Here is a 15,333-nt window from a genome sequence, read left to right as displayed (position 1 = left end):
GCGCCAAAGGCTTCCCGGAGGAAAAATGGAGCGCGGCGAGGACCAAGGCCAGAAAAGTTTTTTTGACGGCCTCCTTCCCCAAAAAACCGCCGTCAACGATGACGCGGCCGTAAGGAGCCTGGAGGAAGCCGCCCGCAGGCTTGGAGTGGAAGTGCGTTACGAGACGCTCAAGGATGAGGATGTGAACATATCTTCCGGTTCTTGCGTCATAAAAGGTGGGAAAGCCATAATCATAGACCGCCGCCTCCCGGCCGGAGCCCGCTGGAAAATAATTGCACGGGAGTTGAAGACGCTGGACGTGACAGGCGCCTATCTGCCGCCGCTGGCCCGGGAACTTTTGGATTTGCCTTAAAGGCGCGGTAAACCCGGACACCGGCGCTGTTCAGGGTTTGATTACCAGAACCTTCCGTTCCGTCATCTCCTCGATGGCGTATTTCACCCCTTCCCGGCCAAAACCGGAAAGTTTAACGCCGCCGTAAGGCATGTTGTCCACCCTGAAGTTCGGGAAATCGTTCACTATCACGCCGCCCACCTCTAATTTTTCGAAAGCGGTGAAGGCTTTGCCCATGTCGCTGGTGAAAATGCCCGCCTGCAAACCATAGGGGGAATTGTTCACCATGTTCACGGCTTGGCTGAAGGTGGTGAATTTCTGGATCACCGCCAGCGGAGCGAAAGCTTCCTGGCATACCACGCCCATGTCATCCCTGACATCCGCAAGCAATGTGGGCATGTAGCAGGCGCCCTGTTTTTTGCCACCGGTCAAAACCTTCGCTCCGCCTTTAACGGCCTGCCTCACCAGCGCTACGGTTTTAGCCATGGCCGTTTCGTCTATCATGGGCCCAGTCATGACTTCAGGTTTTAGCGGGTCTCCGGTTTTGGCTTTTTCCTTTGTCTCTTTTACCAGAGCGCGCAGGGCCTTTTCGTATATCGAGCCTTCTATGAGAATCCGCTGGACGCTGATGCAGGTCTGCCCGGCGTAACCGAAAGCCCCGGCCACAATCCTTGGTATGGCCCATTTAAGGTCCGCGTCGGCGCATATAACGGCGGCGGCGTTGCCTCCAAGCTCAAGGGTGATCTTCTTGCGGCCGCAGATCTCCTTAAGCCTCCATCCCACGGGGGGGCTACCAGTGAAAGTCACCTTGGACACCCGGTTGTCGGTGGCCAGCTTTTCGCCCAGTTCACGGGAGCAGGGTACCACGTTGTACTGTCCGGCGGGCAGACCGGCCTCCATAAGGATTTCGCCCAGCATCAACGCGGTGACAGGCGTTTTGGACGAGGGCTTTAGAACGATCGTGTTGCGTGATGCGATTGCGGGGGCCACCTTGTGGGCCACCAGGTTCAGCGGGAAATTGAATGGCGAAATGCCCGCCACAACGCCAACTGGGAATCGTTTGACCAGGCAGTAGCGCCCCTCTCCCCTTGGGTCTGCGTCTATGGGAAGTAGCTCACCATCCATTCGCGTGGCCTCCTGTGCGGCGGTTTCGAAGGTCACCACGCTCCTGTCCACCTCCTGCAGGGCGTAGGTGACAGGTTTGCCCGCTTCCGCCACAATGGCCCTGGCCAGCCGGTCCCGGTTCTTCAAAATCCCCGCGGCGGTTTTGCGCAGGATGTCCGCCGTCTTGTGGCCGGGCATGTACCTGGCGGTTTCAAAGGCTTTTTTCGCCGCCCGTATGGCCGCGTCCACCTCCCGCTCCCCGGCGGCGCAAACCCTGGCCACCAGCCGGCGGTTGTACGGGTTTATCACGTCTATGGTCCGGGCCGTGCTGGTCCATTGCCCGCCTATAAGGATTTTTTTATTGTCCATGTCCGGCACCCCCTGTTTCTATCCGGATATTTTATCAGGGAAAACCGGACAGGGTAGCCAGTTGGGCCGGACCCGAACTTGACAGGCGAAAGTGTACCTACTAGTATGTACATATATGGGCAAAGGAGCGACATCATGGGCGCCAGCGGGAAACAAAAGGTGGCCGAAGCGGCCACGAAGCTTTTTGGCGAGCGGGGTTATGAGGCCGTAAGCCCCCGGGACATTCAAAAGGCCGCCGGGGTGGGGCAGGGGAGTTTTTACCATCATTTCGGATCCAAGCTTGCGCTGGCAAGCCATGCGCTGGAGGCAATAGCCGGAGAGATGAAAAAGGAGGCTGACGCCATCCTTGGCCCCGATAATCCCGTTGAAGGGCTACGGCGTTATATCACCCGCCCCCGGCACGGCCAGCGCGGGTGCAGGCTTGGCAGATTCGCCTATGAGGGGATAATCCGGGAAAAAGCGGCGCGGGAGCCGGTGACGGATTATTTCGATTATGTGGGGGAACGGCTTGTGAGCCTGATGGAAAACGCCAGGGCCCAGGGCTCGTTGTCCAAAAAGGTCAATGCGGAACATATGGCCACTGCGTTAATGGCCACGGTGCAGGGGGCGTATGTTCTGGCCAGGGTTTATCAAGACGACAAACGGCTGAAATACGCCATGGATGGATTGCTGGAGTTGTTTGAGATGGCCGTATTGAGCGGGAGGCGGCCAGCGGCCAAAAGCTCCGGGAGGCGGAAATGAAATTGTTCAAGATACCGGAAACCTTCGGGCCCGCCAGCGCCAACCGGATGGATGAAACCAGCGCAACAGGTATGCAAGGCGCCGTGGCCGCTCTGGAGACTTTCTATTACGCCTTCAACAACCGCTCGGTGGAAATCCTTTGCGCCATCTGGGCCAAAGACCCGCTGGCCCAGTTGAACAACCCTGTGGGAGGGGTTATGCGGGGTATGGACGAAATATCCAGTGTGTACAATCATCTGGCGGGAGGGAAAGTGTCGGTTTGGGTGGAGCTTTACGACATCGTGGTTATGGACGGCGGCGGCATGGTAACGTTCATGGGGCGGGAGCGGGGTGAGGCTCAATGGGATGGCGCGTTATTGCCCCTTGCGATAAGGACAACACGGTTATTCGCGTGGGATGAGCCCGAGGGCGCATGGAGGCAATTCCATCATCACGGATCCATGGATGAACCCGGACCGCTGGCGAAATACCAGATGGCGGTGAGGGGCCGTTAGGGGGATGAAGTTATTTTTTCCTGCCGTTTTTTTTGGCTGGTTTGCCTTCTAACGATCTTCGCATGGCCTGGGCCAGTTCGCTGGCGGCGAAAGGTTTCATGATGAATTCGCGGATGCCCAGCTCTTTGGCCTTATATGGTGTTATGGAATGGCTGAACCCCGTGCAGAGTATCACGGGAAGAGACGGTCTTATATCCATAACCTGCCTGGCCAGTTCCGCCCCCGTTATGTCCGGCATGGACTGGTCGGTTATCAGTATGTCGTAAAAATCAGGGTTGGCCTTGAACAACTCAAGAGCCCTTTCCGGCTTGTTGGTCACCTCAACCCTGTACCCCACCCGTTCCAGCATTTTTTTGGCCATGGAGGTTATGGACTCCTCGTCATCCACAAACAAAACACGCTCATCGCCGCCCGGAATCGGCTGTTTTACGGTTTCTACCGTTTCCCCGGCTTTGCCTATCACCGGCAGATAAACGTTAAATGAAGTGCCGACGCCCGGTTCGCTGTAAACGGTAATGGAGCCGCCATGCCCTACCACGATGCCATGAACCACGGACAGGCCCATGCCCACCCCTTCGCCGTGGGGCTTGGTGGAGAAAAAAGGCTCGAATATCCTTTCTAAAACCCGCTCATCCATACCCACGCCGGTGTCTGTTACGGTCAGCCGCAGGTGAGGGCCTGGTTTCATGTGAAGATGGTTTTTGGCGAAATCCTGGTCCGCGTCAATTGATGTCAAGGAAACCGTAAGCGTGCCCCCTTTTGCGCGCATGGCGTATTCGGCGTTGGTGCAAAGGTTCATTATCACCTGGCTCATCTGGGTGGGGTCGGCCAGCGCCATCCCGGCGTCCATGTCCAACTCCTCCGCAATTTCTATCATCGCGGGGGTGGAAGCGCGGATGAGTTTTAACGATTCCCTTATTACAGGTTGCAACTGCATGGGGCGTAGCTGTTGCTCGGTATCTCGTGAGAATGTCAGTATCTGTTTGATGAGCTCCCGGGCGCGCATGGCGGCGGCCAGGGTTTCACGGATGTTGTCCTTAAGCTCGTTTTCCTCCCGGATATCCGCCAGCGACATCTCCGCAAAGCCGATAATGGCCGTGAGAATGTTGTTAAAGTCATGCGCTATGCCGCCCGCCAGGGTACCTACGGATTCCAGCCTTTGGGTGCGCCTGACCTGCTTCTCCAGCATGGCCTCCCGGGTAACATCCCGTTTGACCGCCACGAAACTGGTAATGGCTCCGGACGGGGAGCGCAGGGGCCGGATGCTGGCGTCCTCCTCGAAGAGCGTTCCGTCTTTTCGCTTGTTTATGAACCGGCCGCGCCAGGTGTCACCCCTGGTGATGGCGCCCCATATGTCCTTGTAAAATTCGTAATCGTGCTTGCCGCTCTTGAGAATTCGCGGATTCTTACCCAGCGCCTCGCTTTTCGAATATCCTGTCACACGCTCGAAAGCCGGGTTTACATACTGGATGTTCCCGTCATTATCGGTGATTATCACCGATTCGGCCGCCTGCTCCACAGCCGCGGCGAGCCTGACCCGCTCCGCCTCCGCCCGGATTCTGCCGGTAACGTCCACCAGGGAGAGCAGAACGCCTTCCACTTTTTCACCTGTGGAATCTTTCACCGCCTCCAGGGACCAGTCCCAGTATGTCATCCCCCTTTCGGGATTTAACGCGTACTCGAAAGGTTTGGCCTCCACGCTGTAGCGTTCGCCCGTCTCCAGCACTTTGCGGAAAATGCGCTCGTTTTCCTCGTTGGGGAAAAGCTGGAAATGGTTTTTGCCGATGAAAAACTCTGCCGGGTGGCCGTCGGCCTGGGCGTAGGCGCGGTTTACCCGGATGAAGTTAAAATCCTTATCCAGATAGGCGAGCAGAAAATGGGAGGTGGAGAATATCCTCTCAAGCAGGTCGTTGGTTTTTCTAAGCTCGCTGGATGCGTTTTTCTTGTCGCCCATGGCCAATCATTAGATTATCAAGCCGGATTACTAAAAAGGTTTACCACTTCGCCCTAGTGGAATTGTAACATTATGCGATAGTATTTGCGCCAATCCAATTCCGGATAGAGGCGCCTGGGGTGTTGGTGAGGCCGAATTGGCAATAGACGGGCTGGCGCGGCTTAAAAACTCTCCATATCTATCTTCAGTTTGGTGATCCTGTACCCTATCTGGCGCGGGGTCATTTTCAGCAGACGGGCGGCTTTGGCCTGCACCCATCCGGTTTTCTTCAACGCGGCTATTATCCGTTCCCGTTCATCGGTGAGCGGTCCGGCTCCGGACACGGCATCGCCTTCCCACCGGGCGCCGGGGCGGGCAAGCCTGCTTGCGCACTGGCCGTAATGGCAGGGAATGTCCTCCCGCGTAATGGTGTTGACCGCGCAATGGGCGGCGCACCGGCTGACACAGTTTTCCAGTTCCCTGGTGTTGCCGCGCCAGTCGCATCCGCTGAGAATGTCCATGGCGTCCGGGGTTATGGAGAGCCTTTCGCCGCACTCCCTGCCTAGCCGGTCCAAAATATGGTCCACAAGGGGCGGGATATCTTCTTTGCGTTCCCTTAATGGCGGGATGAATATTTGAAGCACGTTGAGCTTGTAGTAAAGGTCCTCCCTGAACTTTCTTCGCGCCACGGCTTTTTCCAGGTCGGCGCTGGTGGAGGTTATCATTCTAACATCCATGTTTTCGCGCAACGCCCCGTCCCTCCGCTCGTAACTTCCCTCAAGCAAAAAGCGCATAAGGCCCGACTGGAACGCTGGGGGCGTTTCGGCGACCTCGTCCAAAAACAGCGTGCCGCCATGGGCCTGCGCAAGCTTTCCGGGACGGTCCCGCCCCGCGCCGAAAAGCTCCGCCTCCAGCAACGCTCCCGGAGTGGCGGCGCAATTGATTACCACAAAAGGGGCGGAGGCGCGGGGGCTTGCGTAGTGTATGGCCCGGGCGGCCAGCTCCTTGCCTGTGCCTGGTTCTCCACGGATCAGCGTGGGCGCGGTTCTTGCCGCCGCATGGCTGATGGCCTCGAAAACGAAGGCCATGGCTTTGGAGACTCCAACCATGTCTTTAGGCCTGGCTATCCCGCCACTCGAGGGTTTTGGGGATTCTGATGTCCCCCTGCCGGCGGCGCTATAGGCTCCGCGTCTGACAAGCTGGGTTACGACGCTCCCGGCAAGGTTTGCGAACATGGAAACTATGGTTATATGGTCATCCAGCCGGTAACGCTCGGAGACACTCATGGAAACGCAAAACGCCCCTATGACAACATCCGAAAGAATTATGGGAACGCCCACCATGGCCGAGTCCGGCTCGAACAGCCCAAGCCGGTTGAGGAACCTGGGGTCGGAGCCAAGCCGGGGCGCCGCCAGGGGGGCTTCCGTCTCCAGAATCAAGCCTGTGATGCCCTCACCCTTGCGGAACCGGACACCTTTCCATTTGTCCTGCGGTATCCCATGGGCCGCCGCCAGCTCAAGATCGCCGGAATCCCGCTCCAACACGGCCACGAACCCGCGAGTGTATCCAAGGGTCTCATCGAGGATCGCCAGCAAATCGCCGAGAGTTTCATTTGGTTCCCCAGGCTTGGCAAGGCACTGTGAAGCCCGGAACACGGCGTTTAACGCCATTGTGGAAAGATCGGAGTTCATTCTCGCGCCTCCAGCGCCCGGGCGGATGAAACCATAGCCTCATCAACAAAAACCAGGTCGTTGGAGACAAGCTTCAACACATGATCAAGGCTGACGGTCCTTTTCCCCGACTTAAGCGCTTTTTCCGCCATTTCCAGCCCCTCTTCCCTGGTCAACGGCCTGACGGGGCTGATTTCCAGAAGCTGGGCCAGATGGAAACCATCACCGGTTTCCACCATCCTGGGCTCCTCCATGGGTTCCATGGAAAATAAGAGTTCCGCCAGTTCCGGCTTTAGATGTTTGGCCGTAACCCAGCCCATCTCCCCGCCATTTAACGCCGAAGGGCATTCGCTGTACATCTCCGCCAGTTCCTCGAAAGGGAGGCTGGAGTTCCCTATATCCAGCATCCGTTCAATCGCCGCCTCGCGCCGGTTTTCCGGGAACGAGTCGTTCTTCGTGATGTATATGTGGCGGAACCGTACCATTGCGGGCTTCACCCTTCCGGCCACATGGTTTTCGTAAAACCGTTCCACCTCTTCGTTTGTGGAGTCAGAGACGCTGTCCAGCCAGGCGCCTACGGCCATGTCCCTCCTTATCTCTTCCTTAAGCTCCTCAAGGCTCATGCCCAAGGTTGCAAGCAGTATGTCTATCTCAACTCCGGCCCTCATCTCCGATAGCCTCGCCATCACCCCGGTTTCGTCAACTTCGATGCCTAATTCCCCCGCCAGCGTTAAAATCCCGCTCTGAATGGCGAACTGGCGGATTGCCGCAGGCATGCCGGATTCGCCAGCCAGATACAGCTGGTATCGGACATGGCGGGCGCAAACAGGAGCGCCCCTGAAGTAAGCCAACGCCCGGTCAGCCATGAAACAGCCTCGTTAAACCCTGGTTCCGGTATTTTCCAACTGGCTTCCGGACACCACCAAAAGCCCGGGCGCCGCTTTATCGAACAGGACTTCGTAAACGTACCCGTGCGGTTCCATGTGCCGCACCGCGCGAATGGTCCCGGTGGCGCCCGCCGGAGCCATCTCTACACCGTTTTTAGTAAGCCCTAGGGGTGATTTCACCAACTCGCCCTTTGCGAACAATGGGGGAGCCCACGGCTTCAACCCCTCCTGAAGCTCATGCTCCCGGCACCCAATGATTTTGTCGCCATCCATGAAATGAATGTCGTACACCAGGCTATCCAGGAACCAGCCCTGGCGTTTCACATAGCCCACGGCCCCGGCGCGCTGGATAAGCTCTCCGCGTCTCATGCCGTAAACGGTGCCGTCGCTGACGATGTCGTATAAAAGCCGGGCGCAATCGCCCACCTGGAATTTCGCCACGCTCATTTGTTGAAATCCCCCATCTCCACAGGCTGGGACTGAATCTGGGAGCAGGAGCCATGGCAGGCGCAGGTTTTCGCGCCGGTCTGGGCGTAAAGATATTTGCGGCTTTCCGGCGTTACCGATTTATCAAAGTCCTCATAAGCCCTGGCCAGGGCTTCGGCGTACCACTCCCGTTTCTTTTCATCGGGGGCGTCGCCATGGCATGCATCTATCTGGCCCAGGTATTCCCGGAACCGGCGAAGCACAAGAGTCCGGGTGACGTTGAGCCTGTCGGGGTCGAAAGGGACGGATAGATAACAGAAGAAATCCTCCGCCGTCTCCATATCAGCCAGTGCTTCTTTCAAACTCATACAACCTTGTTGGCTTGATTACATATATGTCCACAAATACATAAAGCAACTTGGGCGCCATTCTTCTAAACGGCATAGACGCGGCAGTAGAAGGGATTTGCGTAAAATCCATGCGCACAAAACGGGCGCCACCCCTGTGGAGGGGCCTATTTTTTAGTCATACCCAAAAAAGCGGTGATGACGGCGAGGGGCGCTTTTGTAGGGTACTCGACAAGAATCCTACAAACCACTGCCGTACGCCGGTGCGCAAAATATCCAGCCAGTGGCTTATTGGCGCATTAATTCAGGCTGTTGCTTATACACCGGCGAAAGACCGTAGCAAATGGCACGGCGTCTGCTTTATGGCCGGTTGTGCCTGACCGAAGCCGATTGAATCGGGTTCCGGCAGGCAATACGACGAAACCAAACCGTGAAGGAGTGAGACATATGAGACAGTGCGCCACATACGGAAAAGGCGGGATAGGCAAATCCACCACCACGCAGAACATGGTGGCCGCCCTTGCCGAAATGGGAAAGAAAGTAATGATAGTGGGTTGCGACCCCAAAGCGGATTCCACCCGTCTCATCCTTCACTCCAAAGCGCAAAACACAGTTATGGAGCTGGCCGCCAAGGCCGGATCCGTGGAGGACCTGGAGCTGGAGGACGTGATGATGGAGGGTTTCGGCGGCGTGCGTTGCGCCGAGGCCGGCGGGCCGGAGCCGGGCGTGGGTTGCGCGGGCCGGGGTGTTATCACCGCCATCAACTTCCTTGAGGAAGAGGGCGCCTACACCGACGACCTGGATTTCGTGTTCTACGACGTTCTCGGCGACGTGGTGTGCGGAGGGTTCGCCATGCCCATCCGCGAGAACAAGGCCCAGGAGATATACATAGTGGTGTCCGGCGAGATGATGGCCATGTACGCGGCCAACAACATCGCCAAGGGCATCCTCAAATACGCAAACTCCGGCGGGGTGCGGCTGGGCGGGCTTATCTGCAACAGCAGGAACACCGACCGGGAGGACGAGCTGATAAGCGCCCTGGCTGAAAGGCTTGGTAGCCAGATGATCCATTTCCTCCCCCGCGACAATATTGTGCAGAGGGCGGAGCTTCGCAGGATGACGGTTATAGAGTACGACCCCAAGTGCAAACAGGCCGATGAATACCGCACCCTGGCCAGGAAGGTTGTGGAGAACAAGAAGCTGGTGGTGCCAACCCCGCTCACCATGGACGACCTGGAAGAGTTGCTGATGACCTACGGCATCCTGGAGGAAGAGGACACCTCCATAATCGGCAAAACCGCGGCGGAAGAGGCGGGCGCGCCGGCGTAAAACGGGCCGCGTCACAAAGCAACAATCATCTACGGAGTATGACATGTCAAATCCGCTTACCATTGAGAGCGGCCAGAAGATAATCACCGAAGTGCTGGCGGCGTATCCCGAGGCGGCCCGGGCCGACCGCGAGAAGCACCTTTACGTTAACGACCAGAGCATGGATACGGCCAGCTCCTGCGTGTCCGCCAACCGCAAATCGTTGCCGGGCGTGATGACCATCCGAGGGTGCGCTTACGCCGGATCCAAGGGGGTGGTGTGGGGGCCTGTCAAGGACATGGTGCACATATCCCACGGCCCCATCGGGTGCGGCCAGTACAGCTGGGGCACCCGCAGGAACTACTCATCGGGCGAGTACGGGATAGACAATTTCGTGGTGTTCCAGATAACCAGCGATTTCCAGGAGAGGGACATCGTTTTCGGCGGTGATAAAAAACTCGAGCAGATGATGCGCGAGATTGTGGAGATGTTCCCCCTGGCCAAAGGCATCTCGATAATGAGCGAATGTCCGGTGGGGCTCATCGGCGACGACATAGAGGCCGTGGCCAAGCGGATGAGTGTGGAGCTTAACATGCCCATCGTGCCGGTCCGGTGCGAGGGGTTCCGGGGCGTCTCCCAGTCGCTGGGGCATCACATAGCCAACGATTCGGTGCGGGACCACATCCTGGGCAAGGCCGAGCCGGACGTTACCACCGATTACGACGTGACCCTGCTGGGGGATTACAACATCGGCGGCGACGCGTGGGCCAGCAGGCTGATACTGGAGGAGATGGGCCTTCGGGTCATCGGCCAGTGGAGTGGAGACGCCACGCTTAATGAGATGCAGACGGTCCACAAGTCGAAACTCAATCTCCTTCATTGTTACCGGTCCATGAACTACATCTGCCGGACCATGGAGGAGAAGTACGGCATTCCGTGGATGGAATATAACTTCTTCGGCCCCTCCAAGATAGAGGCGTCCATCCGCGCCATCGCCGCCCGGTTCGACGCGAAGATCCAGGCCAACGCCGAGAAGGTGATAGCCAGGCACAAGCCCCTGATGGAAGCGGTGATAGGCCAATACCGGCCCCGGCTGGAAGGCAAGAAAGTGATGCTCTATGTTGGCGGCCTTCGCCCGCGCCACGTGATAGGCGCATACGAGGATTTGGGGATGGAGGTTATCGGCGCCGGTTACGAGTTCGGCCATAACGACGATTATGACCGCACCATAAAGGAGGCCAAGAACGCCACCCTCATATACGACGACGTGACCAACTACGAGTTCGAGAAATTCGTGGAGAAGCTCAAGCCGGACCTCGTGGGCTCGGGCATCAAGGAGAAGTACACGTTCCAGAAAATGGGCGTGCCTTTCCGCCAGATGCACTCGTGGGATTATTCGGGCCCCTATCACGGATACGACGGTTTCGGCGTGTTCGCCAGGGACATGGACATGGCGGTGAACGCGCCAGCTTACAAGATGATAACGCCGCCCTGGAAGGGCAAGGCCTAGGAGACGTAACATGACAGAACAGCTGAAAGTCCGGGACCACAACGAGCTTTTCCACCTGGAAGAGTACCAGGTATCCCGTGATAAGAAGAAAGAGTTCGAGAAAGGCGCATCGCCGGAGAAACTGGCGGAGACGAGGGCCTACACCTGCTCCGAAGATTACCTGAAGAAGAATTTCGACAGGAAAGCCCTCACCATAAACCCTGCCAAGGCGTGCCAGCCTTTGGGGGCGTTGCTGGCGGCGGTGGGGTTCGACGGGTGCATGCCTTACGTCCACGGCTCCCAGGGATGCGCGGCCTATTTCCGCTCTCATTTCATCCGGCATTTCAAGGAGCCCTTCGCGGCCGTGTCAGACTCCATGACGGAAGACGCGGCGGTGTTCGGCGGCCAGAAGAACATGATAGAGGGGTTGAAAAACGCCTACGCCCTTTACAAACCCAAGATAATGGCCGTCTCCACCACTTGCATGGCGGAAGTCATCGGGGACGACCTCAACGCGTTCATCAAGAACTCTCGCAAGGAAGGGGCGGTTCCGGACGGCCTGCCCATCCCCTTCGCGCACACGCCGTCTTTCGTGGGTAGCCATGTTACCGGTTACGACAACATGATGCGCGGGATGCTGTTCCATCTGGCCCAGAACGTGAAGGCCACCGAGAAAGACAACGGGAAGATAAACATCATCCCCGGGTTCGACGGGTTCACCGTGGGCAACATCCGCGAGATCCGGAGGATCCTGGATCTGATGGGGGTGGACTACATCATCCTCGGCGACAACAGCGAAACGCTGGACACACCGCAGGACGGCGAGTACCACATGTACTACGGCGGCACCACCATAGAGGAAGTGGCCCAGGCGCGCAACGCCAAAGCCACCTTCGCCCTTCTGCCGGACAGCGTGGAGAAATCCGTGACCACACTGATGAAGGATGACTGGGGCCAGCCTTTCGAGGCATCCATAGTGCCGCTGGGGCTTTCGGGCGTGGACAACTGGCTGATGAAAGTCAGCGAGATCACCGGCAAACCGGTCCCCAAGGCGCTGGAGGCCGAGCGCGGCAGGGCGCTGGACGCAATGACCGATTCCGGCTATTACCTCCACGGCAAACGGTTCGCCATATACGGCGACCCCTCTTACGTGGAAGCGCTGGTGGATTTCTACATGGAAATGGGAGCCGAGCCCGCTCACATAGTGGTCACCAATGGCTCCAAACGCTGGGGCCGGGCATTGCAGAAAAAGCTGGAAGGAAGCGATTTCGGCAAAAACGCCAAAGTCCATCACGGAGCGGACCTGTGGCACCTGAGGTCCCTTATGATCGCAGAGCCGGTGGATTTCCTGGTGGGCAACACCCACGGGAAAATCCTGGCGCGGGAGATGAAAGTTCCGTTGATACGCCTTGGGTTCCCGATTTTCGACAGGCACCACCTGCACAGGTACGCCACCTTCGGCTATCAGGGGATAATCAACATCCTGCAGTGGACCGTGAACACGCTGTTGGACGACGTGGACAACAAGGCAGGCGATTTCAACCTGGACTTCGTGAGGTAGAGGTGAACCTCTCCACCATCAGGGAGCTTTATAAAGAGCCCGCGTGTTCCCACAACGCCGGGAAAAAGGACGCATCCTGCCCCCGCCCAACCCCTGGAAAGGCGGCGGGCGGATGCTCCTTCGATGGCGCGCAGATAACCTTGGCGCCCATCACCGACGCGGCCCATGTGGTCCACGGGCCCATCGGGTGCGTGGGCAACACGTGGAACAACCGGGGGTCGCTCTCCAGCGGCCCCAGGATGAACCGGATGGCATTCACCACGGATCTAAACAACAACGACGTGGTCTTCGGCGGCGAGAAGAAGTTATATAAGGCCGTGCGGGAGATCGCGGCCAAATACAGCCCACCCGCCATATTCGTTTACCAGACCTGCGTGACCTCCATGATCGGCGATGACCTGGAGGCGCTGTGCAAGGCCGTGTCGGCCAAGGCTGGAGTTCCGGTAATCCCGGTTGACGCGCCCGGTTTCACGGGGACAAAAAATTTCGGCAACAGGCTGGCGGGGGACAGCCTTCTGAAGAATGTGATAGGAACAAGGGAACCGGTAACATATCACCCATTTAACGTAAACCTCATCGGCGAGTTCAATATCGCCGGGGAGCTTTGGGGGATACTGCCGCTTCTGGACCGGCTCAACATACGCCTTATCTGTTCCCTCTCGGGGGACGCCCGGTTCCATGAAGTTGCCATGATGCACAGGGCCAATGTGAATATGATGGTGTGCTCCCGCGCCCTGCTGAACGTGGCCCGCAGGATGAAGGAGAAATACGGCATCCCGTATTTCGAGGGTTCGTTCTACGGCTCCGGCAACACATCGGAGGCGCTAATTACCATTGCCCGGCTCATAGGCGATGAGGGCTTGATAAAACGCGCCGAAGCGCTGGCTGTCGAGGAGACGGCCCGCATAGCGCCCAGGTTGGAAAAACTCAGGGAACGGCTCTCCGGCAAGAAAGCGTTGCTTTATACCGGTGGCGTGAAAAGCTGGTCCATCGTGGGCGCCTTGCAGGAACTGGGCATGAAGGTGGTAGCCACGGGCACCAAAAAATCCACAGAGGAAGACAAAGCGCGGATAAAAAACCTCATGGGCGAAGAGGCGGAGCTTATCAGCGAAGGGGCGCCAAGAAAGCTTCTGGAGGTGTTCAAACGTCACGGGGCGGACATCCTGCTGGCCGGTGGCAGGAACCAGTACACGGCGCTGAAAGCCCGGATACCATTCGTGGATGTGAACCAGGAGCGGCACATCCCTTTCACCGGGTACGACGGGCATGTGCGGTTGGCCGGGGCGGTGGCTGGCGCCATAGAATCCCCTGCGTTCCGTATGGCGCGGACGCCAGAGCCTTTCGGAGACCCGCTATGAAACATTATTCGGGCAACCCCATAAAACTCTCCCAGCCCGCCGGGGCGGCGTTGGCGTTCATGGGGGTAAAAGGCTCCATCCCCATGTGGCACGGCGCGCAGGGATGTACGGCCTTCTCGAAAATCCTGTTCATCCAGCATTTCCGTGAGCCCATGCCGTTTCAGACCACGGCGCTAACCCACACCACCGTGGTGATGGGCGGCGACGGCAACGCTCTGGAAGCCATGGAGAACGTAAAGAAAGAGGCGCGGTTCATAGGGTTGCTGACCACCGGGGTCACGGAAGCTTCCGGGTCGGACATAAACCGCATCGCAAAAACATTCGCGGAGGCCAACCCTGGCTTGCCATTGGTGGCTGTGGGCGCGCCGGATTTCGAAGGCTCGCTGGAGACCGGCTACGTGAAAGCCTGTGAGGCCATGATAAAGACGCTGGCCAAACCCCGGACATCGCCCCGCAAAAAGCAGGTGGCCGTGTTCGCCGGGCCTTATGTGACCCCCGGCGAGGTGGAGGAGATAAGGAACATTATCGAAGATTCCGGTTTGCGACCCGTAATATTCCCGGACCTGGGCGACAGCCTGAACGGCTATCTGGCCGATGATGATTTTTCCCCCTGCTCCATAGGCGGGGTGACCGTTGAAGAGATCGAAACATTGGCCGACTCCGCCCTGACGCTATCCGTTGGAAGCTCCATGAAGCCGCTGGCGGAATCATTCGCCAAAGAAAACGGCCTGCCCGCCGCCCATTACGACAGTCTTGCCACCATAGACGAGCTGGACGGGTTTCATAAAATGCTCTCTGAAATATTCAGGGTTTCCGTTCCCAGCCGTTACCGGAAGCAAAGAAAATATTTTATGGACGCCCTGCTGGACACGCAGTTCTATTTTCACGGCAAACGGGCTGGCGTGGCGGGCGACCCTGAATTCGTGACCCGGTGGGCGCAGGCGCTCAAATCCATGGGGGTGGAAGTGGCCACGGCCGTATCCATCAAGTCCGGTTTCGGCGACGCTACGGATCTGGAGGAGTTCAGGGAAAAGCTTACAGAGGAGCCGGTGGATATTCTAATCGGTAACAGCCATGTGGCGGAGATGGCCGGGGAGATGGGTTTGCCTGCTGTCCGTAGCGGGATGCCGGTATATGACAAACTCGGTGAGCCGCAAACCGTCCGCATGGGTTACCGGGGCGCCGCCGGGCTTTATATGGAGTTGGCCAACGCGTTTGTGGCGGGCGCTGGGCATACGGAGCCATGGATGTCGCCTCTGCGGGCCAGTCTGCATGCCACGGAAGAATTGGGGAGGTGACCATGAAGGTGATAGCG

The 15,333-nt window shown here is 58.0% G+C and carries 14 protein-coding genes; 8 read left to right on the top strand and 6 right to left on the bottom strand.

Annotation, left to right across the window (positions count from 1 at the left end; genetic code table 11):
* Positions 1-25: 25 nt before the first annotated feature.
* On the top strand, positions 26-352 hold the full coding sequence (locus tag HY751_07525; GenBank protein ID MBI4666241.1) for a hypothetical protein: 327 nt from the start codon (positions 26-28) through the stop codon (positions 350-352).
* A 30-nt stretch (positions 353-382) separates the two neighbouring features.
* Here the strand turns inward: HY751_07525 and HY751_07520 are convergent, their stop codons facing one another.
* Positions 383-1,804 carry an aldehyde dehydrogenase family protein gene (locus HY751_07520; GenBank protein ID MBI4666240.1) on the bottom strand — a complete coding sequence of 474 codons (1,422 nt, stop codon included), beginning with the start codon at positions 1,802-1,804 and terminating at the stop codon, positions 383-385.
* Between the two features lie 105 nt (positions 1,805-1,909).
* On the opposite strand from HY751_07520, the gene HY751_07515 reads away from it, so the two are divergent.
* Positions 1,910-2,545, top strand: coding sequence for a TetR/AcrR family transcriptional regulator (locus HY751_07515; GenBank protein ID MBI4666239.1), 636 nt, complete (start codon positions 1,910-1,912; stop codon positions 2,543-2,545).
* Positions 2,542-3,039, top strand: a complete 498-nt coding sequence (locus tag HY751_07510) for a nuclear transport factor 2 family protein (protein ID MBI4666238.1) — start codon at positions 2,542-2,544, stop codon at positions 3,037-3,039. Before HY751_07515 ends, HY751_07510 begins: the two co-directional genes overlap by 4 nt.
* A 10-nt stretch (positions 3,040-3,049) precedes the next feature.
* Here the strand turns inward: HY751_07510 and HY751_07505 are convergent, their stop codons facing one another.
* The 5 genes from HY751_07505 to HY751_07485 all read right to left on the bottom strand — a co-directional run bounded on the left by HY751_07505 (position 3,050) and on the right by HY751_07485 (position 8,317).
* Positions 3,050-4,993: a PAS domain S-box protein gene (locus HY751_07505; GenBank protein ID MBI4666237.1), complete on the bottom strand. Its 1,944-nt coding sequence runs from the start codon at positions 4,991-4,993 to the stop codon at positions 3,050-3,052.
* Between the two features lie 161 nt (positions 4,994-5,154).
* A complete protein-coding gene (locus HY751_07500) occupies positions 5,155-6,663 on the bottom strand; it encodes a sigma 54-interacting transcriptional regulator (protein MBI4666236.1) in 1,509 nt (502 codons plus the stop codon).
* A complete protein-coding gene (locus tag HY751_07495; protein ID MBI4666235.1) occupies positions 6,660-7,508 on the bottom strand; it encodes a peptidylprolyl isomerase in 849 nt (282 codons plus the stop codon). Before HY751_07495 ends, HY751_07500 begins: the two co-directional genes overlap by 4 nt.
* A gap of 12 nt (positions 7,509-7,520) precedes the next feature.
* Complete coding sequence (locus HY751_07490; protein MBI4666234.1) at positions 7,521-7,976, bottom strand: nitrogen fixation protein NifZ; 456 nt, start codon at positions 7,974-7,976, stop codon at positions 7,521-7,523.
* Positions 7,973-8,317 (bottom strand): hypothetical protein, encoded by a 345-nt coding sequence (locus HY751_07485; protein ID MBI4666233.1) that lies wholly within the window; start codon positions 8,315-8,317, stop codon positions 7,973-7,975. Before HY751_07485 ends, HY751_07490 begins: the two co-directional genes overlap by 4 nt.
* A 432-nt stretch (positions 8,318-8,749) precedes the next feature.
* Between HY751_07485 and nifH the strand changes: the two genes are divergently transcribed.
* Genes nifH through nifN form a run of 5 tightly spaced genes read left to right on the top strand, consistent with a single transcriptional unit; the run spans position 8,750 to position 15,316 of the window.
* A complete protein-coding gene (gene nifH, locus HY751_07480) occupies positions 8,750-9,631 on the top strand; it encodes a nitrogenase iron protein (protein MBI4666232.1) in 882 nt (293 codons plus the stop codon).
* Between the two features lie 43 nt (positions 9,632-9,674).
* On the top strand, positions 9,675-11,120 hold the full coding sequence (gene nifD, locus HY751_07475) for a nitrogenase molybdenum-iron protein alpha chain (GenBank protein MBI4666231.1): 1,446 nt from the start codon (positions 9,675-9,677) through the stop codon (positions 11,118-11,120).
* Between the two features lie 10 nt (positions 11,121-11,130).
* Positions 11,131-12,660 (top strand): nitrogenase molybdenum-iron protein subunit beta, encoded by a 1,530-nt coding sequence (gene nifK / locus HY751_07470; GenBank protein ID MBI4666230.1) that lies wholly within the window; start codon positions 11,131-11,133, stop codon positions 12,658-12,660.
* A gap of 2 nt (positions 12,661-12,662) precedes the next feature.
* Positions 12,663-14,018 (top strand): nitrogenase iron-molybdenum cofactor biosynthesis protein NifE, encoded by a 1,356-nt coding sequence (nifE, locus tag HY751_07465; protein ID MBI4666229.1) that lies wholly within the window; start codon positions 12,663-12,665, stop codon positions 14,016-14,018.
* The gene (nifN, locus tag HY751_07460; GenBank protein ID MBI4666228.1) at positions 14,015-15,316 is read left to right on the top strand and encodes a nitrogenase iron-molybdenum cofactor biosynthesis protein NifN; all 1,302 of its coding nucleotides are present in this window, start codon (positions 14,015-14,017) and stop codon (positions 15,314-15,316) included. Before nifE ends, nifN begins: the two co-directional genes overlap by 4 nt.
* Positions 15,317-15,333 lie beyond the last annotated feature (17 nt).

The sequence above is a fragment of the Nitrospinota bacterium genome, assembly GCA_016208975.1.
In the GTDB taxonomy this organism is placed as follows: domain Bacteria; phylum Nitrospinota_A; class UBA7883; order UBA7883; family JACRLM01; genus JACQXA01.
The sequence above is the reverse complement of the archived record's forward strand: the minus strand, read 5'-3'. Positions and strand labels throughout refer to the sequence as shown.

Excerpts from the sequence above, each read along its gene's own strand:
- nifN (MBI4666228.1), top strand. The coding sequence starts at position 14,015 with ATGAAACATTATTCGGGCAACCCCATAAAACTCTCCCAGCCCGCCGGG.
- HY751_07520 (MBI4666240.1), bottom strand. The coding sequence starts at position 1,804 with ATGGACAATAAAAAAATCCTTATAGGCGGGCAATGGACCAGCACGGCC.
- nifD (MBI4666231.1), top strand. The coding sequence starts at position 9,675 with ATGTCAAATCCGCTTACCATTGAGAGCGGCCAGAAGATAATCACCGAA.
- HY751_07500 (MBI4666236.1), bottom strand. The coding sequence starts at position 6,663 with ATGAACTCCGATCTTTCCACAATGGCGTTAAACGCCGTGTTCCGGGCT.
- HY751_07525 (MBI4666241.1), top strand. The coding sequence starts at position 26 with ATGGAGCGCGGCGAGGACCAAGGCCAGAAAAGTTTTTTTGACGGCCTC.
- HY751_07495 (MBI4666235.1), bottom strand. The coding sequence starts at position 7,508 with ATGGCTGACCGGGCGTTGGCTTACTTCAGGGGCGCTCCTGTTTGCGCC.
- HY751_07515 (MBI4666239.1), top strand. The coding sequence starts at position 1,910 with ATGTACATATATGGGCAAAGGAGCGACATCATGGGCGCCAGCGGGAAA.
- nifH (MBI4666232.1), top strand. The coding sequence starts at position 8,750 with ATGAGACAGTGCGCCACATACGGAAAAGGCGGGATAGGCAAATCCACC.
- HY751_07505 (MBI4666237.1), bottom strand. The coding sequence starts at position 4,993 with ATGGGCGACAAGAAAAACGCATCCAGCGAGCTTAGAAAAACCAACGAC.
- HY751_07510 (MBI4666238.1), top strand. The coding sequence starts at position 2,542 with ATGAAATTGTTCAAGATACCGGAAACCTTCGGGCCCGCCAGCGCCAAC.
- HY751_07490 (MBI4666234.1), bottom strand. The coding sequence starts at position 7,976 with ATGAGCGTGGCGAAATTCCAGGTGGGCGATTGCGCCCGGCTTTTATAC.
- nifK (MBI4666230.1), top strand. The coding sequence starts at position 11,131 with ATGACAGAACAGCTGAAAGTCCGGGACCACAACGAGCTTTTCCACCTG.